At 71.1% G+C, this 20,639-nt stretch carries 17 protein-coding genes; 13 read left to right on the top strand and 4 right to left on the bottom strand.

The window, feature by feature from the left end; all coding sequences use genetic code 11:
* The 11 genes from pflB to ACFU97_RS18805 form a co-directional block, all read left to right on the top strand.
* Window positions 1–2,256 (top strand): formate C-acetyltransferase (gene pflB / locus ACFU97_RS18855; RefSeq protein WP_384257584.1); only part of this gene is annotated, 2,256 nt, incomplete at its 5' end.
* The gene (pflA, locus tag ACFU97_RS18850; RefSeq protein ID WP_384257582.1) at window positions 2,253–2,999 is read left to right on the top strand and encodes a pyruvate formate-lyase-activating protein; all 747 of its coding nucleotides are present in this window, start codon (window positions 2,253–2,255) and stop codon (window positions 2,997–2,999) included. The genes pflB and pflA, both read left to right, overlap by 4 nt.
* 204 nt (window positions 3,000–3,203) lie before the next feature.
* On the top strand, window positions 3,204–4,460 hold the full coding sequence (locus tag ACFU97_RS18845; RefSeq protein ID WP_384257580.1) for a phosphatidylserine/phosphatidylglycerophosphate/cardiolipin synthase family protein: 1,257 nt from the start codon (window positions 3,204–3,206) through the stop codon (window positions 4,458–4,460).
* A gap of 431 nt (window positions 4,461–4,891) precedes the next feature.
* Window positions 4,892–5,908, top strand: a complete 1,017-nt coding sequence (locus ACFU97_RS18840) for a LacI family DNA-binding transcriptional regulator (protein WP_384257577.1) — start codon at window positions 4,892–4,894, stop codon at window positions 5,906–5,908.
* A gap of 104 nt (window positions 5,909–6,012) precedes the next feature.
* Window positions 6,013–7,284, top strand: a complete 1,272-nt coding sequence (locus ACFU97_RS18835; protein WP_384257575.1) for an extracellular solute-binding protein — start codon at window positions 6,013–6,015, stop codon at window positions 7,282–7,284.
* 9 nt (window positions 7,285–7,293) lie between these two features.
* Window positions 7,294–8,253, top strand: coding sequence for a carbohydrate ABC transporter permease (locus tag ACFU97_RS18830; protein ID WP_384257573.1), 960 nt, complete (start codon window positions 7,294–7,296; stop codon window positions 8,251–8,253).
* Window position 8,254: 1 nt separating this feature from the next.
* Entirely contained in the window at window positions 8,255–9,148 is an 894-nt protein-coding gene (locus tag ACFU97_RS18825) for a carbohydrate ABC transporter permease (RefSeq protein WP_384257570.1), read from the top strand.
* Window positions 9,149–9,153: 5 nt separating this feature from the next.
* Complete coding sequence (locus tag ACFU97_RS18820; RefSeq protein ID WP_384257568.1) at window positions 9,154–10,227, top strand: glycosidase; 1,074 nt, start codon at window positions 9,154–9,156, stop codon at window positions 10,225–10,227.
* Entirely contained in the window at window positions 10,224–11,441 is a 1,218-nt protein-coding gene (locus ACFU97_RS18815) for a Gfo/Idh/MocA family protein (RefSeq protein ID WP_384257566.1), read from the top strand. Before ACFU97_RS18820 ends, ACFU97_RS18815 begins: the two co-directional genes overlap by 4 nt.
* A gap of 16 nt (window positions 11,442–11,457) precedes the next feature.
* Window positions 11,458–13,098, top strand: coding sequence for a glycoside hydrolase family 13 protein (locus ACFU97_RS18810; RefSeq protein WP_384257563.1), 1,641 nt, complete (start codon window positions 11,458–11,460; stop codon window positions 13,096–13,098).
* Window positions 13,095–14,471, top strand: a complete 1,377-nt coding sequence (locus ACFU97_RS18805) for a phosphomannomutase/phosphoglucomutase (RefSeq protein WP_384257562.1) — start codon at window positions 13,095–13,097, stop codon at window positions 14,469–14,471. The genes ACFU97_RS18810 and ACFU97_RS18805 overlap by 4 nt, the downstream gene beginning before the upstream one ends.
* Before the next feature lie 6 nt (window positions 14,472–14,477).
* On the opposite strand, the gene ACFU97_RS18800 is transcribed toward ACFU97_RS18805, so the two are convergent.
* Window positions 14,478–15,887, bottom strand: a complete 1,410-nt coding sequence (locus ACFU97_RS18800; RefSeq protein WP_384257560.1) for a DHA2 family efflux MFS transporter permease subunit — start codon at window positions 15,885–15,887, stop codon at window positions 14,478–14,480.
* 135 nt (window positions 15,888–16,022) lie between these two features.
* Here ACFU97_RS18800 and ACFU97_RS18795 point away from each other — a divergent pair, with 135 nt between their 5' ends.
* Together ACFU97_RS18795 and ACFU97_RS18790 are read left to right on the top strand one after the other, a co-directional pair.
* On the top strand, window positions 16,023–16,454 hold the full coding sequence (locus ACFU97_RS18795; RefSeq protein WP_384257557.1) for a MarR family winged helix-turn-helix transcriptional regulator: 432 nt from the start codon (window positions 16,023–16,025) through the stop codon (window positions 16,452–16,454).
* A 145-nt stretch (window positions 16,455–16,599) separates the two neighbouring features.
* Window positions 16,600–17,031 (top strand): universal stress protein, encoded by a 432-nt coding sequence (locus ACFU97_RS18790; RefSeq protein WP_384257555.1) that lies wholly within the window; start codon window positions 16,600–16,602, stop codon window positions 17,029–17,031.
* A gap of 91 nt (window positions 17,032–17,122) precedes the next feature.
* Here ACFU97_RS18790 and ACFU97_RS18785 read toward each other — a convergent pair whose 3' ends face one another.
* The 3 genes from ACFU97_RS18785 to ACFU97_RS18775 all read right to left on the bottom strand — a co-directional run bounded on the left by ACFU97_RS18785 (window position 17,123) and on the right by ACFU97_RS18775 (window position 20,566).
* The gene (locus ACFU97_RS18785; RefSeq protein ID WP_384257552.1) at window positions 17,123–17,887 is read right to left on the bottom strand and encodes a calcium-binding protein; all 765 of its coding nucleotides are present in this window, start codon (window positions 17,885–17,887) and stop codon (window positions 17,123–17,125) included.
* Window positions 17,888–18,146: 259 nt separating this feature from the next.
* Window positions 18,147–18,941 carry a hypothetical protein gene (locus ACFU97_RS18780; protein ID WP_384257551.1) on the bottom strand — a complete coding sequence of 265 codons (795 nt, stop codon included), beginning with the start codon at window positions 18,939–18,941 and terminating at the stop codon, window positions 18,147–18,149.
* Window positions 18,938–20,566 carry a serine/threonine-protein kinase gene (locus ACFU97_RS18775; RefSeq protein ID WP_384257548.1) on the bottom strand — a complete coding sequence of 543 codons (1,629 nt, stop codon included), beginning with the start codon at window positions 20,564–20,566 and terminating at the stop codon, window positions 18,938–18,940. The genes ACFU97_RS18780 and ACFU97_RS18775 overlap by 4 nt, the downstream gene beginning before the upstream one ends.
* Between the last annotated feature and the right edge of the window lie 73 nt (window positions 20,567–20,639).

Genomic DNA, 20,639 nt, shown 5'->3' with positions numbered 1-20,639 from the left:
CCAACCTTCACTGATGGAGTCCGGGCGACCACCGAGGCAGGGCGAGACTTCGCCGGTACCCACTGGCGCGAGCACATCGACGTACGCGACTTCATCCAGGCCAACTACACCCCGTACGAAGGCGACGCGTCGTTCCTGGCCGGTCCGACCGAGCGTACGCTCGCCGTGTGGGGCAAGGTCGCCCGGCTGTTCCCCGAGGAGCGGCGCCGCGGCATCCTCGACGTCGACCCGGGCCTGCCGTCCACCATCACCTCGCACCGGCCGGGCTTCATCGACCGGGACCGCGAACTGATCGTCGGCCTGCAGACCGACGCCCCGCTGCGCCGCGCCATCATGCCCAACGGCGGCCTGCGGATGGTGCAGAACGGGCTGAAGGCGTACGGCTACCAGGCCGACCCCTTCGTCACGCGCGTCTTCAGCACCTATCGCAAGACGCACAACGACGGTGTCTTCGACGCCTACACCCCCGAGATGCGCGCCGCCCGCAAGGCCGGCATCATCACCGGTCTGCCCGACGCCTACGGCCGTGGTCGGATCATCGGCGACTACCGGCGCGTCGCGCTCTACGGCACCGGCCGGCTGATCGAGAGCAAGCGGTCCGAGCGGGCCCGGCTGGACGGGCAGCCCTCCACCCCGGACGTCATCCGCGACCGGGAAGAACTGGCCGAGCAGATAAGGGCGTTGGGCGAGCTCACCAAGATGGCGACCTCCTACGGGTGCGACGTCTCCCGCCCGGCGGCGACCGCGCACGAGGCCGTCCAGTGGCTGTATCTCGGCTTCCTGGCCGCGGTGAAGGAGCAGAACGGCGCCGCGATGTCGCTGGGCCGCACCTCCACCTTCCTGGACGTGTACCTCCAACGCGACCTGGAGCAGGGCGTCTTGGACGAGGCGCGCGCCCAGGAGCTGATCGACGACTTCGTGATCAAGCTGCGGATCGTCCGGTTCCTGCGCACGCCCGAGTACGACGCCCTGTTCTCCGGCGACCCCACCTGGGTGACGGAGTCCATCGGGGGCATCGGCGAGGACGGGCGGCCGCTGGTCACCCGCACCTCCTTCCGCTTCCTGCAGACCCTCTACAACCTCGGACCGGCGCCCGAACCCAACCTGACCGTGCTGTGGTCTCCCCGGCTCCCCGCCGGATTCAAGGAGTTCTGCGCCCGGGTCTCCATCGACACCAGCGCCATCCAGTACGAGTCGGACGACCTGATGCGCCCGCGCACGGGCGACGACACCGCGATCGCCTGCTGCGTCTCAGCCATGGCCGTGGGCCGGCAGATGCAGTTCTTCGGCGCCCGCGTCAACCTCGCCAAGGCCCTGCTCTACGCGGTCAACGGCGGCCGCGACGAGATGACCGGCGAGCAGATCACACCCCCGATGCCCGCCCTGACCGGCGAGTACCTCGACTACGAGGAGCTGTCGGCGGCGTACGACCGCGTGCTGGACTGGCTGGCGGCGACGTACGTCAACGCGCTCAACGTCATCCACTACATGCACGACAAGTACGCCTACGAGCGCATCGAGATGGCGCTGCACGACCACCCCGTGCACCGCTTCATGGCCTGCGGCATCGCGGGCCTCTCGGTGGCGGCCGACAGCCTCTCGGCGGTCAGGCACGCCCGCGTGAAGGTCGTCCGGGACGCCTCGGGGCTCGCCGTCGACTACGAGGTCGAGGGCGGGTTCCCGGCGTACGGCAACAACGACGACCGCGTGGACCTGCTGGCGGTGGGCCTGGTGGAGTCGTTCATGGCGAAGGTGCGCCGGCAGCCCACCTACCGGGACGCCGAGCACACCCAGTCGGTGCTGACCATCACCTCCAACGTGGTGTACGGCAAGCACACCGGCAACACCCCAGACGGCCGCCGCGCCGGCGCCCCGTTCGCGCCCGGCGCCAACCCGATGAACAGCCGCGACCGGCACGGCGTGGCCGCCTCCGCGCTGTCGGTGGCGAAGCTGCCGTACGAGCTGGCCCGCGACGGCATCTCGCTCACCACGACGATCACCCCCGAGGGACTGGGGCACGACCCGGCCGAGCGGGCGGGGCATCTGACCGGCATCCTCGACGCGTACATGGCCTCCGGCGGTTTCCACATGAACGTCAACGTACTGGACCGGGCCACCCTGGAGGACGCCATGGAACACCCGGAGAACTACCCGGAGTTGACGGTCCGGGTGTCCGGCTATGCGGTCAACTTCGTCCGCCTCACCCGCGAGCAGCAGCTCGACGTCATCAGCCGCACCTTCCACGGTGCGCTGTGAGCACCACCGTCGAACCGGTCACGGGCCGCATCCACTCCTGGGACCTGTCCACGGGGGTGGACGGTCCCGGGACCCGGTTCGTGCTCTTCCTCAGCGGCTGCCCGCTGCGCTGCCTGTACTGCGCCAACCCCGACACCTGGCGCATGCGGGACGGCCAACGGGCCACCGTCGACGACGTGATGGGCGAGATCGACCGGTACCGGCCCTTCCTCGCCACGGCCGGCGGAGGGGTGACGCTCACCGGCGGGGAGGCCCTGCTGCAGCCCGCGTTCACGGCCGCCCTTCTCCGCCGCTGCAAGGAGGCAGGTCTGCACACGGCACTGGACACGTCCGGTTTCCTCGGGGCCCGCGCGAGCGACGATCTGCTCGCCGACACCGATCTGGTCCTGCTGGACGTCAAGTCCTTCGACGTACGCACCTACCGGAAGCTGACCGGCGGCGATCTCGCGCCGACCCTCAACTTCGCCACCCGCCTGGACCGGCTCGGCGTGCCGGTGTGGATCCGCTACGTCCTCGTGCCCGGCTGGACCGACGACCCGGCCGCGGTCGACGGTCTCGGGGCGTTCCTGGCCGGGCTGGGCAACGTCGACCGGGTCGACATCCTGCCGTTCCACAAGCTCGGCGCCCACAAGTACGACGCGCTGGGCATTCCTTTCCCGCTGCGTGACACACCCACGCCGGACCCGGCACTCGTCGAGCGGGTCCGCGCGCAGTTCCGCGGGCACGGCCTGCGCGCCCACTGACCGGGCCGGACCAGGCGGCGGCGTCACTCACACGGCGCACGGATTACCCCGATGCGCCTAACCCAGGATGACATTTCGGTCTTCCTGGGCACAGTGATCTCACGCCGGCGACCCGTGCCCCCGCTCGCCCCCACCGCACACAGGAAAGCGTCGACGATGACCCGTACGCCCGTGGGGCCTCGCCTGTTCCGGCATGTCCGTACCGTGCTTACCGTCGCAGCCGCCGTGCTGCCGCTCGTGTTCACCCTGCTCGTCGGCCAGGCGACGCCGGCGACCGCCGCGCCCGTGAAACCGGTCGTCAACGGGCCGGTGTTCAACGACCCGCTCGGCACGCCGGAGCAGCAGGAGGCGATCTTCACCCAGCTCATCCGGCTGATCGACGCCACGCCGGCGGGTGAGCAGATCCGCGGCTCGATGTACGAGTTCAACGACCTCGGGGTGGCGAACGCCCTGCTCGCCGCGAACTCGCGCGGCGTCGACGTCAAGCTCGTCGTCGACGACTCCTCGTACGTGGGCGGCAACGGGGCCGAGTACGTCAACCCGGCTTTCCAGGCCCTCAAGTCCGGGCTCGGCACGAACGACTCCGCCCGTTCCTGGATGGTCGTCTGCGACGACAAGTTCGAGGACGCGGACGGCGTGGACGACGTCAGCCGCGGTTGCCTGAGTGTCGCTCCGCCCCAACCCGCCTACGCCCACAACAAGTTCTTCATCTTCTCGAAGATCGGGCCCTTCGACGACGGCACCAGTTATGCGAAGGTGGTATTCCAGACGTCCTCGAACCTCGGCGACTGGTACAAGGTCGAGTCCTTCAACGACTCCGTCACTTTCGCCGACAGCGCGGTGTACAACGGCTATGCCACGTATCACGAGATGCTCCGCAAAGGGCGCTCTCTCGCCGGCGGCAACAATCACGCCTATTTCTCCACGCCCAGCGGGTCGACCTATCGCGCCTACTTCTTCCCGCGCGGCGACTCGTCGTACTACAACCCGGCCACCGACACGATCGTCGGCGTACTGAACCAGCTCAGCTGCTCCTACACCGGTGCGGACGGAAAGAAGCACCAGACCGACGTCCGCATCGTGACCCACAGCTTCTTCGGCTCCCGCCGCCAGGTCGCCGACAAGCTGGCCCAACTGCGCGGACGGGGCTGCTGGATCGACATCCTCTACGCCGAGACCGACTCGGCGATCACCAGCCGGCTGGACGCCGCGGGCATCCAGCACCGCCGCTGCAGCATCCCCAACGGCCCCGGCATCGACGTGCGGCCGCACAACAAGGAAATGCTGATCGACGGGTCCTACGACGGCGACATCACGCCCCGGGTCTACACCGGCAGCGCGAACATGACCGGGTCGTCACTGCGCTCGGCCGACGAGGCGATCGTACGGATCGCCAGCGCGTCGTATCACTCGAAATACCTCAGCACGTTCTACAAGATTCGCGCCGCGTGCGGCGGATGAGTCACGAGTCGGCCGCCTGCCGGAAGGCGCCCCCGAACGGATCGGACAAGGCCCGTCCGGAATCCCTGAGATTCCCGAGCGGGGGCTTTTCCAACGGTCCCGTCACAGGATCGGGATTGCCCCCGGTCATGACCTGTCGGCGTTTACGAAAAGCGCTCGACATGCAGCTGACCGTGACGCCGCACAGGTCCCGCCCCTCGCGGATCCCGCCACCGCCGCCCCCGCCGGGCCCGGCCGGAACAGAACGACCATCCTGGAGGAAAGAGCAGCAAACCGGACAGTTTCTTTCGAGCTATTGACTTTCCGCGACTCGAGCGCCGAGGCTACGGGGCGTCCATTCAAACCGGTTTAAACGCCGGCTCGACGCCCCGCACGGTGCCCCGTCTCCGGAGGGGCCCGTGCCCGGCTGCTCGGAAGAAAGCGGTGTGCACATGGCCCGACGTCCCACGATCGCCGACGTGGCGAAGCTGGCGGGGGTCTCTCGTGCGACCGTGTCCTTCGTCCTGAACAACCGCCCCGGCGTGGCCGTGGACACCCAGCAGCGCGTCCGCTCCGCGGCCGAGGAGCTGGGGTGGACGCCGAGCTCCAGCGCCCGGGCGCTGTCCACGGGCCGGGTCCGCGCGGTCGGCCTGGTCCTGGCCCGCGAGGCCGAGCTCATCGGCACCGACCCGTTCTTCCCCGCCTTCATGGCGGGCATCGAGACGGTCATCTCGGAGACCGGCGACGGTCTCATGCTGCAGATGAGCCGCCCCGAGAACGAGGTCGACACCTACCGCAGGCTGGCCGCCGACCACCGTGTGGACGGCGTGCTCCTCACCGACCTGCGCACCGACGACTGCCGTCCGGCGCTGGTCGCCGAGCTCGGCCTGCCGGCCGTCGCCGTGGGAGCGGGTGCCCCCACCGGCCTGCCGACCGTCAACCTCGACGACCGTCCCGCCGTCCGCGAGGCCGTACGCCACCTCGCCGGCCTGGGACACCGCGACATCGCCTACGTCGCCGGCCCCGACGAGTTCGTGCACGCCCGGCGCCGCCGCCAGGCCTGGAGCGACGCCCTGGCCGAGGCCGGCCTGCCCGAGGGGACGTTACTGCCGGGCGGCTTCACCGCCGAGGGCGGAGCACGGGCCACCCGCATGCTGCTCGACCGGCCGACACCGCCGACCGCCATCGTCTACGGCAACGACCTCTCGGCCACGGCCGGGATGGCGGTCGCCCAGGCCTGCGGGCTGCGGCTGCCCGAGGACCTGTCGGTGGTCGGCTTCGACGACGTGCCGCTCGCGTCCTACACCAGCCCCCCGCTGACGACCTGCCGCGCCAACCCCGTCTCCTGGGGCCGGGCGTCCGCCCAGGCGCTGGTGGAACTGATCGAGACCGGAACCACCGCCGACGTGGAGCTCGAGCCCGCCGCCCTGGTGGTGCGGGCCTCCACCGGCCCCGCGCCGGTCCGCTGAGACCCGCGGCAGGCCGCCGCGCCCCCTCCCCGGGACGGGACGGGACACGCCCCACCGGCCGAGCCGTACCGCAAGCGATTCCCCCGTAAGAAACGGAACCTCCAATGAAGAAGGCCCTCTTCGCCCTGCTGCCGGTGGCCGCCCTGACGCTCAGCGCGTGCGGCAGCGGCGGATCCGACTCCGGCGCCTCCAACGACTCCCGCGGCCCGATCACGATCTGGTACTCCAACAACGCGCAGGAAGTCGCGTGGGGCAAGAAGATGGTGGGCCAGTGGAACGCCGCCCACCCCAAGGAGAAGATCACCGCCCAGGAGATCCCCGCGGGCAAGAGCTCCGAAGAGGTCATCGGGGCGGCGATCACCGCCGGCAACGCGCCCTGCCTGATCCTCAACACCGCCCCGGCCGCCGTGCCCGGGTTCCAGAAGCAGGGCGGTCTCGTTCCGCTCGACGACTTCCCCGACGGCAAGAAGTACCTGCAGGCGCGCGTCGGCGACCGGCTGTCGCAGTACGCGTCGCCGGACGGCAAGTACTACCAGATGCCGTGGAAGAGCAACCCGGTGATGATCTTCTACAACAAGGAGCTGTTCAAGAAGGCCGGGCTCAACCCGGAGCACCCCAAGCTCGCCAGCTACCAGGACTTCCTCGACACCTCGCGCAAGCTGGTGGCGGCCAAGGCCGCCAAGGCCGCGATCTGGCCGGCTCCGTCCTCCGAGTTCTACCAGTCCTGGTTCGACTACTACCCGATGTTCACGGCGCAGACCGGCAAGCAGCTGGTCGAGGACGGCAAGGCGCAGTTCGCCTCGGCCGACGGCCTCAAGGCCGCCCAGCTGTGGAAGACCATGTACGCCGAGGGCCTGGCGCCGAACGAGAAGTACAACGGCGACGCCTTCGCCGACGGCAAGGCGGCCATGGCCACGGTCGGCCCGTGGGCGATCTCCGTCTACGGCGACAAGGTCAAGTGGGGCGCCGTACCGGTTCCCACCTCGGACGGTGCCGCCGGCAAGGGCACCTTCAGCGACGAGAAGTCCATCGGCATGTACAGCTCCTGCAAGAACCGCGGGACGGCCTGGGACGTCATGAAGTTCGCCACCAGCAAGGAGCAGGACGGCAAGCTGCTGGACGCGACCGGGCAGATGCCCATGCGCGCCGACCTGGCGAGCGCCTACCCGTCCTACTTCGCCTCGCACCCGGACTACAAGGTCTTCGCGCAGCAGGCGGAGCACACCGTCGAGGCCCCCAACGTGCCGAACTCCGTCGAGGTCTGGCAGACCTTCCGCGACGCGTACACGAAGGCCGTCATCTTCGGCAAGGGTGACCTCGCCGCGGCCCTCAAGGACGCGGCGGCCAAGGTGGACAAGCTGGCGCAGGACCAGTGAGCGACCGTCATGTCCTCCACCACGTCTGACGTCCGCCGGGGCCGGCCCGCCGCCGGGACCACGGTGAAGTCACCCGCGCCCCGGCAGCGGTGGCGGCTGCGGCTGGGCGGCCATCAGCCCATCGGCATGCTGTTCGTCTCCCCGTACCTGCTCTACCTCGCCGCGATCTTCGTCTATCCCCTCGGCTTCGCGGTGTGGATGTCCTTCCACGACTACTTCTTCACCGCGCCCGGCGTCCAGGTCGACCGGCCCTTCGTGGGCCTGGCCAACTACACGACGGTGCTGACCGACCCCGAGGTATGGCGCTCGTTCCTCAACATCGCCGTCTTCCTGGTCATCAACGTGCCGCTGACCGCCGTCGGTTCGCTGGTCCTGGCCAACGCGCTCAACAAGAAGCTCCCCTTCCGGTCCTTCTTCCGCACGGCGTACTACATCCCCTACATCACGGCCAGCGTCGCGGTCGTCGGTGTGTGGCTGTTCCTGTTCAACAGCGACGGCCTGGTCAACCAGGCGCTCGGCCCGCTGGCGCCGAGTCCGTCCTGGCTGGTCAACTCCCACCTCGCCATGCCGGTCGTGGCCGTCTTCGTGGCCTGGAAGCAACTGGGCTTCTTCGTGGTGCTGTACCTGTCGGCCCTGCAGAACGTGCCCCAGGAGCTGTACGAGTCGGCGGCCATCGACGGCGCCGGGCGGCTGCGCATCTTCCGCTCGATCACCGTTCCCGCGGTGCGCCCGGCCACCCTCCTGGTGCTGATCCTGGCCACCATCACCGGCGCCAACCTCTTCACCGAGCCCTATCTGCTCACCAGCGGCGGCGGCCCCGACGGCGCGACGACCTCGCCCGTCCTGCTCATGTATCAGCGGGGACTGCAGCAGGGCCATCCGGACGAGGCGGCAGCGATCGGAGTGATCCTCGTCGTGCTGATCACCGCCATCTCGCTCGCGTACCGACGCCTCGTGGAGAGGGACTGAGATGACCACCGACGTCGCAGCCCCGCCCACCGGCGGGCGCCGCACCACCGGGCACGCCGCGCGGCCCCGCACCCGGTCGATCGGCTCCCGCATCGCCCTGCTGATCGGCGCGTTCGCCTTCCTCTTCCCCTTCTACTACATGATCATCGGCTCCCTCCAGAAGGAGCCCGACGCCAGCCCCTCCGGGGCGTTCCCCGACCCCTCCAACCTGAGCCTGCACAACTACGCGGCGATCGACTCCGCGATCTCGCTGGGCCGTTCGCTGGTCAACTCCGGCATCTTCACCGGCGGCGTGATCATCTGCACCACCGTGTTCGGCCTGCTCGCGGGCTACGCACTGGCCCGGCTGCACTTCCGCGGCCGCGGCTCGACGTTCGCCCTGGTCCTGCTGGTCCAGGTGGTGCCGTTCCAGCTGCTGCTGATCCCGCTGTACGTGCTGATCGTCCGCGACTACGGTCTCGCCGACTCCTACCTCGGCATGATCCTGCCGTTCGCGATCAACACCAGTGCCGTGTTCATCTTCCGGCAGTTCTTCCTGCAACTGCCGGCCGCGATGTTCGAGGCGGCCCGCATCGACGGCGCCGGCGAGCTGCAGATCCTGTTCCGCATCGCGCTGCCGCTGTGCAAGCCGGCCCTGATGTCGGTCGTGCTGCTCAGCTTCACCGGGCCCTGGAACGAGTTCCTCTGGCCGTTCCTGGTGACCAAGCGGCAGGACATGCAGCCACTGGCCGTCTCGCTGGCCAACTACATCAGCACCGTGGCCTCCGCCGCCGCCAACCCCTTCGGTGCCATCCTCGCCGGAGCCTGCGTCCTGGCCGCGCCCGCGGTGGCCCTCTACCTCCTCTTCCAGAGCCGTTTCAACTCCACCGACATCGACTCAGCAACGAAGGGCTGAACTTCGTGTCCCACAGCACCACCGCCCATGTCCCCTACACCCTGACCCGAGTCGGCGTCGTGATGTCCCCGCTGCCCGGCGAGGCGAACGAGGCCGAGGGCGTGCTCAACCCGGCGTCCGGCCGCACACCCGACGGCACGCTGCACCTGCTGCCGCGGCTCGTCTCCGAGGGCAACGTCTCCCGTGTCGGCCTCGCCGAGGTCACCCTGGTCGACGGCGTGCCCACCGGCGTCGAGCGCCGCGGCGTGGTCCTCGCACCCGACGCCGGCTGGGAGCGCGGCAAGAACAACGCCGGAGTCGAGGATCCGCGCACCACCTGGATCGAGGACCTGGGCCTGCACGTCATGTCGTACGTGGCCTACGGGCCGCTCGGGCCCAAGCCCGCCCTCGCCGTCTCGGAGGACCTGGTCCGCTGGGAGCGCCTCGGCCCCCTGCAGTTCGCCTACCAGCCCGACCTGGACACCGACCTCAACCTGTTCCCCAACAAGGACGTCGTGCACTTCCCCGAGCCCGTGCCGGGCCCGGACGGTGCGATGTGCTACGCCATGCTGCACCGGCCGATGTGGGACCTGGGCTGGTTCCGTCCCGGCGAGGGCGTGCACCTGCCCGCCGGCCTGAGCGACGAGCGCCCCGGCATCTGGATCTCCTACGTGCCCGTCGACGAGGTCAAGCAGGACCTGGGCGCCCTGACGCGGCCGCGCCACCACCGCCTGGTCGCCCTGTCCGAGTACTCCTGGGAAGAGCTCAAGATCGGCGCCGGGCCGGCTCCGATCCGGGTCGACGAGGGGTGGCTGCTGATCCACCACGGCGTCTCCGGCACCATCGAGGACCCCTTCGCGCAGGCGCAGACGGTCAACTACGCGGCGGGCGCGATGATCCTTGACCCCGCCGACCCCAGCCGGGTCATCGCCCGCACCTCGGAGCCGCTGATGGCCCCCGAGACCGAAGAGGAACGTTCCGGCACCGTGCCCAACGTCGTCTTCCCGACCGCGATCGAGGAGATCGACGACGTGCGCTACGTCTTCTACGGCATGGCGGACGCGCACATCGGCGTGGCCCGCCTGGACCGGTCCGAATGAGCCCCCGCCCCTCCGGGCACGGCGTGGCGCTGGTCGGCTGCGGAGCCTTCGGCATGTTCGTGCTGGACGCGGTGCGCGACATCCCCGGTGTCCGCGTCGCCGCCTGCGCCGACGCCGACCGGCGGCGGGCGCAGGCGCTCGCAGGCCGGTACGGCGCGGCCGTCCGCACGAGCGTGGAGGAGGTGGCCGCACTGCCGGACGTCGACGTGGTCGTCCTGGCCACCCCGCCGGCCGCGCACGCGGACGCCGCGGTGACCGCCCTCCGGGCCGGCAAGCACGTCCTCTGCGAGAAGCCCATGGCGCTCACCGTCGAGGACGCCGCGCGCGTCGAGGCGGTCGGCCGCCACTCGGACGGCGTGTTCGTGGTCGACCACGTGCTGCGCTACAACCCGGTCCTGCGGCTGCTGGCGCGCCTCGGCCAGGAGCAACTCCTGGACCCGCTGCGGCGGTTCGCCTTCGAGAACGACGCCTCCGACGAGGACCTCGGCGCCGGCCACTGGTTCTGGGACCCGGAGCACAGCGGCGGCATCCACGTCGAGCACGGCGTCCACTTCTTCGACGCGGCCAACGCGCTGATGGGCAGCGAGCCGCTCCAGGTGCAGGGCACCGAGGTGCGGCGGGAGGACGGGCCGGTGGACATCGTGGTGGCCACCGCCGTCCATCCCGGGGGCGCGGTCGCCACCCATACCCACTCCTTCACCCACGCCCACCGCGCCGAACGCCAGCTCATGCGGCTCGACTACGGCTTCGCCGAGGCCCGCGTCACCGGCTGGATCCCGACGTACGCCACGATCACCGCGTGGACCGACGAGGCGGGCGCCGCACGCTGGGAGGCGCTGCCCGCACGGGCCGCGGAACTGCTCGCGATTCCCGGGCTGCGGCCGCACGGCCAGGAGCGCATCACGGTGTCCGTGACGCGCGACGCCGGCTCCGCCCGGCCGGCCCGCGGCCGGGGTGTCGCGCGCAGCGTCCCGCACCGGGTCGACTGCGTCGTGGACCTGGGCGGGGAGGACCGCAAGCAGCACGTGTACGCCGAGAGCGTGCGGGCCGCCATGACGGACCTTCTGCACTGCGCGGTGCACGGCGGCACCCCGCAGGCCGACGCCGCGGCCGGGCGGTCCGCGGTGGCCGTGGCCCGGGCGGCGACCCGGTCCGCGCAGAGCGGCAGCACGGTGTCCCTGACCTCCCCCGTACCCGTCGGAGGTACCCGATGACGGACGGAGATGCCCGATGACGGGAGTGCCCGAACCCACCGGTCCCGTCCCGTGGTGGCGGGAGGCGGTCTGCTACGAGATCCACCCGCGCGCCTTCGCGGACGGCAACGGCGACGGCACCGGTGATCTGCCCGGCGCCACCGCCCACTTGGACCACCTGGCACAGCTCGGCGTCGACGCCGTGTGGATCACCCCCTTCTACCCCTCGCCGCTGGCGGACGGCGGTTACGACATCGCCGACCACACCGGCGTCGCGGCGGACCTCGGCACACCGGCCGACTTCGACGCCCTGGTGGAGAGGGCCCACGCCCTCGGGATCAAGGTCCTGGTGGACGTGGTCCCCAACCACACCTCCGACCAGCATCCTTGGTTCCGTGCGGCGCTCGCCGCCGCGCCGGACTCCCCGGCCCGGCAGCGGTACCTGTTCCGGGAAGGGCGCGGCGAAAAGGGCGAACTGCCGCCCAACGACTGGCAGTCCGCCTTCGGCGGCCCCGCCTGGACCCGTGTCGAGGAGGCGGACGGCCTGCCCGGACAGTGGTACCTGCACCTGCACGCGCCGGAGCAGCCGGACCTCGACTGGCGCCATCCGGAAGTGGTCGCGGAGTTCGAGCGGGTCCTGAAGCACTGGCTGGACCACGGTGTCGACGGCTTCCGCGTCGACGTGGCCCACACCCTGTTCAAGGCCGACGGCCTGCCCGACGCCGGCCCCGGTCAGCACCAGGACGTCCACCGCAACCACCTCATGCCCTACTACGACCAGGAGGAGCTGCACCCGCTCTTCCGGAACTGGCGCACCCTGCTGGACCACCACCCCGCGCCCCCGGGCGCAGTGGCCCCGCACGAGCGGGTGATGGTGGCCGAGGCGGGCATCTTCGACCGGGAGCGGCTGGCCCGCTACGTCGCTCCGGGCGAGATGCAGCAGACCTTCAACTTCGCCTTCCTGGAATGCCCTTGGGACGGAGCGGCGCTGCACGAGGTGGTCGAGGAGTCGGTGCGCGCCATGCGGGCCGTGGGCGCTCCCGTCACCTGGGTCCTCTCCAGCCATGACGCGGTCCGTCCCGTCACCCGGTACGGCGGCGGCCGCCTGGGTGAGCGGCGCGCCCGGGCGGCGGCTCTGCTGATGCTGGCCCTGCCCGGCGCGGCCTACGTCTTCCAGGGCGAGGAGTTGGGCCTGCCGCAGGCCGACATCCCGGACGACCGGATCCGCGACCCCCTGTGGGAACGCTCCGAGCACCGCCACCGCGGACGCGACGGCTGCCGGGTGCCGCTCCCCTGGTCCGGCACCGCCCCGCCGTACGGGTTCGGCGCGGCAGCGCCCGAGGACTGCTGGCTCCCGCAGCCCGCCGACTGGGCCGAACTCACCGTCGCGGCACAGCAGGACGACGAGGACTCCATGCTCACGCTCTACCGGGCGGCACTGCGGCTGCGCCGCGACCATCCCGCCGCGGACACCGTGCTGCGCGTCCAGGGCCCGGCGGACGGCTCGTGGTTCGCCTTCGACCGGTCGGCGCGGCTGCGCTGCCTGATCAACTTCTCTTCGCGCCCCGTCCCGTTGGACGACGGCGCCCGGGTGCTGCTGTCCAGCGCACCGCTCGACGGCCGCACGGTCCCGCAGGACACGGCCGTATGGATGATCCACGAGGAGTACCCCCGATGAACGACCGACCCGGCGTCGACCTGTCCGCCGTGGTGAAGGCCTACGACGTCCGCGGCATCGTCCCGGACCAGCTCGACGAGGAACTGGCCCGGCTGTTCGGCGCCGCCTTCGTCGAGACGACCGGCGCGGACGCCGTCGTCACCGGTCACGACATGCGGCCCAGCTCGCCCGGGCTGGCCCGTGCCTTCGCGGAGGGTGCCGCCGGGCAGGGCGCCGACGTCACCGAGATCGGCCTGTGCTCGACGGACGAGCTGTACTTCGCCAGCGGCTCCCTGCACCTGCCCGGCGCGATGTTCACGGCCAGCCACAACCCGGCCCGCTACAACGGCATCAAGATGTGCCGGGCCGGCGCGGCGCCGATCGGCAAGGACACCGGGCTGCCCGCCATCCGCACGCTCGTCGAACGCTGGTCGTCCGGCGAGGAACTGCCCGCGGCGCGCCGCCCCACGGGCTCGGTCGGCCGGCGGGACATGCTGAAGGAGTACGCCTCCCACCTGCTGAACCTGGTCGACGTCAGCGCGCTCCGCCCGCTGCGCATCGCGGTGGACGCCGGCAACGGCATGAGCGGCCTGACCGTGCCGGCCGTCTTCGAGGCCGTACCGGTGGAGCTCGTCCCGCTGTACTTCGAACTCGACGGCACCTTCCCCCACCACGAGGCCAACCCACTCGAACCCACCAACATCGTCGACCTGCAGCGCCTCGTCCGGGACACGGGGGCCGACCTGGGCCTGGCCTTCGACGGCGACGCCGACCGCTGTTTCGTGGTCGACGAACGCGGCGAGGCGGTGAGCCCGTCCGCGATCACCGCGCTGATCGCCGCCCGGCTGCTGGCCGACCACCCGGGAAGCACCGTGCTGCACAACCTGATCACGTCGCGGACCGTGCCCGAGGTGGTCCGCGAGCTCGGCGGCACCCCGGTCCGCACGCGCGTGGGCCACTCCTTCATCAAGGCCGAAATGGCCCGTACGCAGGCGGTGTTCGGGGGTGAGCACTCGGCGCACTACTACTTCCACGACTTCTACAACGCGGACACCGGCATGCTCGCCGCGCTCCACGTCATCGCCGCCCTCGGCTCGCAGCCGGAGCCGCTGTCCCGCCTGGTCGAGCGCTACCAGCGCTACGCGGCGTCGGGAGAGATCAACACCGCGGTCACCGACCCCGGTTCCGCCCTCGCGGCCGTACGCGCCCACTTCGCCGGGCGCCCGGAGGCCACCGTCGACGAACTCGACGGCCTGACCGTCTCCACCCCCGGCTGGTGGTTCAACCTGCGCCCCTCGAACACCGAACCGCTGCTGCGCCTCAACGCCGAGGCGGCGGACCCGGCGGCACTGGCCCGGGTGCGGGACGAGGTGCTGGCGCTCGTCCGTCGCTGAGCCGCCCTACGCCGCCTTCTCCGGCTCGCGTCGCAGACCCGCGGGGCGGCTCGAGCGCGCGGTGCCGCCGCTTGCGGCGATGCGCGCCGGGCCGTCGGGGACGGTGAAGGCGAAGGCGGAGGTGACCGCGGCGATCGCCGCCAGTGCGAGATAGGCGTGCTGGTAGGAGGTGACGGGCGGGTCGGCGACGGCCGCCGCGGGGGTGCCCAGGACCAGGACCGTGGTCACCACCGCCGGAGCGAGCGCTCCGCCGGTCTGGCGGACGACCGTGTTGAGGGTGGAGGCCTGCGCCAGGTCCCGTCGGGCCACGCTGGCCAGCGAGGCCACCGTCGTCGGCATGAAGACGCCTCCCATGGCGATGCCGAGCAGGAACATGTAGACGCGGAAGGTCCACAGGCCGGTGTGCTCGTCGCAGGTGGCGAACAGCAGCAGCACTCCGCTCACTGCGGCCAGGCCGCAGCCCACGATGACGCGGGGACCGACGCGGGCGTAGATCCGGCCGACCAGCTGGACCGTCAGCAGGACGCCGAAGGCCTCGGGGAAGGTGCTGGTTCCGGAGTCCAGCGCGCTGCGGCCCTGTGCCTGCTGGAGGAAGAGCGGGCCGAGGTACATGGCGCCGAGGATCGGCACCAGGCCCACCAGGTTGATCAGGTTGGTGTCCCGGAAGAGCCGGTCGGTGAAGAGGCGGAGCTTCAGGAGGGCGTCGGCCGTGCGGAGTTCGAAGGCGACCGCCGCCGCGAGCAGGACGGCGCCCAGGACCAGGGCCGTCAGGACGGCCGCGGAGGACCAGCCGCGGTTGGGGCCCTCGCAGATGCCGAACATCAAGGACCCCAGCGCCGCGGCGCTCAGCAACAGGCCGATCAGGTCGAACCGTCCGGGCCGGTGGCCGTCGTGCCGGGCCAGGAACAGCACCCCGAACAGCACGGCGGGCAGGCCCACGGGCAGGTTGACGTAGAAGACCCACCGCCAGGAGAGATGGTCCACCAGAAGTCCGCCGAGGATCGGGGCCGCGGCGGGGGCGATCTGCTGCGGGATGATCATGTAGCGGGATATCCGGACCTGGTCGGTGGAGTCGAAGGTGGCGAAGAGCATGGCGGCCGAAGCCGGGAAGAGGACGCCGGCGGACAGTCCCTGGGCCGCGCGGAAGGCGACGAGCTCGGTGAGGTCGCCGGCCGCGCCGCACAGCAGCGACGCGCCGAGGAAGACGGTCAGCGCGGTCAGCAGGACCCGCTTGGCCCCGAACCGTTCGGCCAGCCAGGCGGAGGCCGGAATGGTCATGGCCAGGCAGACCGGATAGACGACCACCACCCCGTCGAGGGCGGCGGTCGTCAGCTGGAAGTGGCGCGCGATCGAGGGAAGCGCCACCGTGGTGATCGCTCCGTCGACGATCGCGATGAAGGTGACGCTGACGCACATGATCGGGACGACCAGGCGTTGACTGAGACGGGAAGAGGCCAGCGGAAGGCGGGCAGGCGGGGACGTCAGCACATACTGAGCATACTCACTATGTGCAGGCTCATAGAATCGGGTTTTCGGCGAACGGGGAGCGACATGGCAGTGCACGGCAGCAGCGACGTCCTGATCGACGAGTTGTACGAAACCACCCACCAGCTGCGCCAGTTCGTGGAGGCACGGCTGCGGACCGGTGGGGCGTCGATCGCCCGTCTGCGCGCCCTGCGCATGCTCGCCCGGGCGGAAGAACCCCTGCGCATGCGGGACTTGAGCGAGATGACGGGGGTCGCCGCCCGCACCACGACCACGATCGTCGACAGCCTGGAACGCGACGGCCTGGTGGAGCGGGTACCGCACCCCCGCGACCGCAGGGCGTTCCTGCTGCGCCTCACCGACAAGGGGCTGACGTGCCACCGGGAGGCGGAGGAGCTGGACCGGGTCGCTTTGGCGGAGGCGACCGCCGCGCTCGACGCCGACGACCGCACGCAGCTGAGGACCCTGCTCGCCCGCATCCGTGCCGCCACGTCCTGACGCCTCACCCTGGACGGCCGGAAAAGAAAGACGCGCCGCCCGGGAAGCTCTGGACGACGCCCGCTGTTGATCTCCATGACGCCCTGTCCGGCGCCTTTGATCGCCCGGAGATTCTCCGGGTCTTCCAGAAAGGCCTCAAGAGCTCATGTTCCAGCGCATTTTGGTCGCCGTCGACCCCAGCCCCGCCCGGTACTCCGCCGTACGCCTCGCCGGGGAGCTGGCCGAGTCGTCGGGTGCGGAGGTCCGTGTCCTGCATGTCGTCGCGTCCGCCGCCTCGGTGGCCACGGTCCAGCCTCTCGAGGACGACGACCATGCCAAGGCCCTCCTCGACGAGGCCGTGACGATCCTGCGTGACAAGGGCGTCAAGACCGAGGGTGTCCTGGCCAGAGGCCTGACCGCCCAGATACCCACGACCATCTCGGAGTCGGCCGAGGACTTCGCGGCGGACCTCATCGTCCTGAGCCCTCATCACCGCGGTTTCGTCGAGGCACTCTTCAACCCGCGGGTCAGTGACGCCGTGGCGCACGCGAGCCGGAGGGCGCTGCTGCTGGCCCCCGAGGAGGAGGCCGCGGCCTGATCACCACCTGCCGGCAGGCGGTGACCGTACCGGTCGCGGGAAGGGCTGCCGCCGGGCCGGGCCGCGGCGGCCGCTCGGGGCGTTCGCCGATTCAGGGGCGTACGTCGACGTAGTCGCCCGCGGCCTTGGCCGGCCCGGTGGTGTTCGTGCCGGTGAAGTTCCAGCGCCAGTAGCCGTCCTTGACCGCCTTGACGGTGGTGTGAAGGTTGCCGGTGCTGTTGGTCTTCACCGTCGCCACCGTGGTGTAGGTGTCGCTGCCCTTGGCACGGAACTGCAGTTTCACGGCCTGGCCCGTGTATCCCGCGTACCGGTACGTGTCCCAGTTGGCCCGCACCAACTTGCCGGTGACGGTGATCCGGGCTCCCTTGGCCACCGGCTCCGGCGCCGCGTTGACCGTCAGCCGGGCGGCGCGCTTGAAGCCGAACGAGCCCACGCCGGGCGCGAAGACGGAGTCCTCGTCGTGGGCGTCGACCAGCGCGTCCACCGACCAGGTGCCCGCGTTGGCGTTGGCCAGGTCCACCGGATCGTCGCTGCCCGGGGCCGGGTGGGCGTTGACGGTGAACGTCATCGTGCAGGCCGTCGCCGTCTGGCAGAACGCGTCGGTGGTGTAGAAGCCGCCGTGCGGCCCTTTCAGATCCACGTCGGCGAACGCCAGGCCGGAGTCGTCCGATCCGGAGACCGTCACCGGGAACGACACGTTGTGCGTGATCCCCACGATGACGTCGTGCCCGGAATTGACGACGGCACCGCTGACCACCGGCTCGCTGTTCGCGGCGCCGGACGCGGCATCGGCCGGGGCCCCGACTCCCCCCAGCAGCACGGCGACGGTCCCCACCACGGCGCCGCGCCGTGCCACGCTGCCGACGCAACGTCCGCCCGTCGGCCTGTCGGCGGGTCTGTCCGCCTTTCTGTCGGCCTGTCCGTCGGCTGGTCTGTCGCCCAAGGGAGCGGCGAAGCGGCTCATGAATCCTCCACGGGAAAACGCGCCATGCTCCCAACCGCCGTCCGGACGAGGGCAGTTGGCGGTAAGCAGGGCAGGCCGGTGTGTGTCACCCCCTAGACCACCGAACCGGCCGGATCGTTGCCCCGCGTGGGGCCTGAACATCACGGCATGTTCAGGGGCAGTTGTACGTGAAGTGGGTGGTGGCCGACCGCTGGGACGGGGTGAGGATGCGGAGTTGGGCCTGTGCCGTGCGGTGCCCCTTGCCCTGGTAGGTCCAGCGGAGGTGAAGGCGCGCGTGCTTCTGCCCCTGGACCATCACTTCGCGCAGGACGCCCGACCTGGTGCCGTCGCTTCGGATCCACCGGTAAGTGAGCGTGCCCGCCCGGCCGTTCGTGGTGACGAGGCCGACGATGTCCGCGGTGCCGTCACATCCCAGCACCGCCGGCCGGGCGGTGACCGCGACCTTGCCGACCGCCACGGATCGCCCGGCTTGCTGCCAGGCGAGCAGGATAAGGACGGCGAGCACCACCAGCACCGGCAGGGCATGCTTACGCAGCCTCCGCCTCACGGGCGCGGCAGGCGCGGGCATGGCGGGGAGTGTCCGCAGGGTGCGGTGCGCGAGGGCGGCGGTCACCCCCGGACCGAACCGCAGCACGGTGCCCTCGACGCGGTCCGGCAGTGTCGGCGGAGTCTCTCGCGGCGGTTCTTCGACGAGGGTGTCGTCCGTCTCGGGCCGCTGGATCCAGTGGCTGCCCAGCACGGTGGCGCTGTACTCGGCGTCCGGACGGACGGGTTCGTCGTCCGCGGCCTTGCCGTCCGTCGGGCCGAGGCGGCGGGTGGCGCCCTCCGCGCCGCCGTCCGACAGGCCGAGGCGGCGGGTGGCGCCCTCCGTGTCGGCGGGTGCGAGCGCGAGGGTCGGCCCTCCCTCCTCCGCGGGCGTGGGCGTGGTGTCGTTCTCAGCGGTCATCGGATCTCACACTGCCTGGTCAGGATCTGCTGCGTGGCGGCGCCGGAGGCGGCCGCCGGAGCGGTGGTGGCCTGGACCGCCCAGTAGCAGCCGGTGTTCTGGAAGGTGTGGTCGACGGTGATCGTGTATTGCGTGGCGCCGCTGCGCTGGAAGGTCTGGGACATGCCGTCCTGGGAGCCGAGCTGCACGCCGATGTTGCTCGTGTACCACGAGACCGTGATGGAGATCGGCCCGGTGCCTTCCGCGGTGACGTCGATCGTGGCCGTGCCGGTCGTGGGTCCTGATTGCTGGAAGGCCGACACGGTGACGTTCTTGACGGCGGGAGCGGCCGCCGTGGTGGCGGGGGCGGTCGTCGGTGTCGTGGCCGTGGTCGCGCCGCCCGGCGTCGTCGCCTGGGCGGGCGACGCGGTGGCCGAGGTCCCGGGGTCACCGGTGCCGGTGCTCGCCGAATCCGAGGGTGAGAGGGAGGGGGACGGCGACAGGTCACCCGCCGACGGAGGTGCCGACGGCGCCGTGCTGGGCGGCGCGGCCGACGGGCCGGCGGACTGGGCGCTGGTGGTGGCCAGGGCCTCGGCCGCCTGCTGCGCGGCCGCTCCGGAGGCGTGCTGGATGCCGTAGGTGAGAAGGATGCCCAGGAGTGCGGCGGCGGCCGACACGAGCATCCCGGGGCGGCCGGGCAGCCATGGCCGAATCCCGCCGTGCCGCGCCCCCTGACTCAGGACCGTCCGCGCGGTGTCCGTGGTGGTGCGGGGGCCGCGCGCCGAGGGCAGCAGCACCGCCAGCAGGGCCGCCAGGGCGGCGAGCCTGGCGCGGCCGCGCCCCTCCCAGTCGGGCCCGTATGCGGCGCCCGCCACCGCTTCCAGTTCCCGCACGAAGGCCGCGGCCTGCACCGGCCGCTCCTGCGGTTCCTTGGCCAGACCGCGGCGGACGAGCTCGCGTACCGCCGCGGGGACCTCCTCGACGGGTACGGGGGCCTCGACGTGCTGCAGCGCGAGCTCGGCGAGGTTGTCGCCCGTGAACGGCTTGTGCCCCGTCAGGCACTCGAAGAAGGTGGCCGTGGCCGCGTAGACGTCAGCGGCGGCGGAGGCAGGCGCTCCGGTCCACTGCTCGGGGGCCATGTAGGAGGGGGTCCCGGCCACTCCGGCGCTGGTTCCGGCATCGACCGCGATCCCGAAGTCGACGAGCTTGGACGATCCGTCCGTCCCCACCAGGACGTTCTCGGGCTTGTAGTCGCGGTGGACGACGCCGACGCCGTGCGCGTCGGCCAGCCCCAGCAGCGATCCCTTGAGCACGGCGAGCGCGGCCTCGGGTTCGAGGGGACCCTGCCGGGTGAGCAGCGTCCGCAACGAGACGCCGTCGACCAGTTCCATCACGATGGCAGCGCCGTCCGGGCTCTCCACGTACTCGTACAGGTCGGCCACGTACAGGCTCTGCAGTCCACCGAGCAGGCGGGCCTCCGCCCGGAAGTCGTGGACGAAGCCCGGGCGTGTGCGCAGGGATTCGCTGAGGTACTTCACCGCGACCGGAACGCCGCTGTCCCCGTGCACGGCCAGCACGACGCGCCCGCTCGCCCCCGACCCGAGTTCGAGTGACTCGGTGTATCCGGGCACCACCCATGTGCTCACATCGTCCCCCGATCGGCGTGCCGCCGTACCCGGCCAGCTCCGAAGCGGCTGGACCACGCGTAAGGAGACACTT

It is taken from the genome of Streptomyces sp. NPDC057616 (genome assembly GCF_042800575.1).
Taxonomy (GTDB): Bacteria; Actinomycetota; Actinomycetes; order Streptomycetales; family Streptomycetaceae; genus Streptomyces.
The sequence above is the reverse complement of the archived record's forward strand: the minus strand, read 5'-3'. Positions and strand labels throughout refer to the sequence as shown.

Coding starts and splice junctions, on each gene's coding strand:
- ACFU97_RS18840 (WP_384257577.1), top strand. CDS start 4,892: ATGGCCCGACGTCCCACGATCGCCGACGTGGCGAAGCTGGCGGGGGTC.
- ACFU97_RS18835 (WP_384257575.1), top strand. CDS start 6,013: ATGAAGAAGGCCCTCTTCGCCCTGCTGCCGGTGGCCGCCCTGACGCTC.
- ACFU97_RS18830 (WP_384257573.1), top strand. CDS start 7,294: ATGTCCTCCACCACGTCTGACGTCCGCCGGGGCCGGCCCGCCGCCGGG.
- ACFU97_RS18825 (WP_384257570.1), top strand. CDS start 8,255: ATGACCACCGACGTCGCAGCCCCGCCCACCGGCGGGCGCCGCACCACC.
- ACFU97_RS18815 (WP_384257566.1), top strand. CDS start 10,224: ATGAGCCCCCGCCCCTCCGGGCACGGCGTGGCGCTGGTCGGCTGCGGA.
- ACFU97_RS18810 (WP_384257563.1), top strand. CDS start 11,458: ATGACGGGAGTGCCCGAACCCACCGGTCCCGTCCCGTGGTGGCGGGAG.
- ACFU97_RS18805 (WP_384257562.1), top strand. CDS start 13,095: ATGAACGACCGACCCGGCGTCGACCTGTCCGCCGTGGTGAAGGCCTAC.
- ACFU97_RS18800 (WP_384257560.1), bottom strand. CDS start 15,887: ATGTGCGTCAGCGTCACCTTCATCGCGATCGTCGACGGAGCGATCACC.
- ACFU97_RS18795 (WP_384257557.1), top strand. CDS start 16,023: ATGGCAGTGCACGGCAGCAGCGACGTCCTGATCGACGAGTTGTACGAA.
- ACFU97_RS18790 (WP_384257555.1), top strand. CDS start 16,600: ATGTTCCAGCGCATTTTGGTCGCCGTCGACCCCAGCCCCGCCCGGTAC.
- ACFU97_RS18780 (WP_384257551.1), bottom strand. CDS start 18,941: ATGACCGCTGAGAACGACACCACGCCCACGCCCGCGGAGGAGGGAGGG.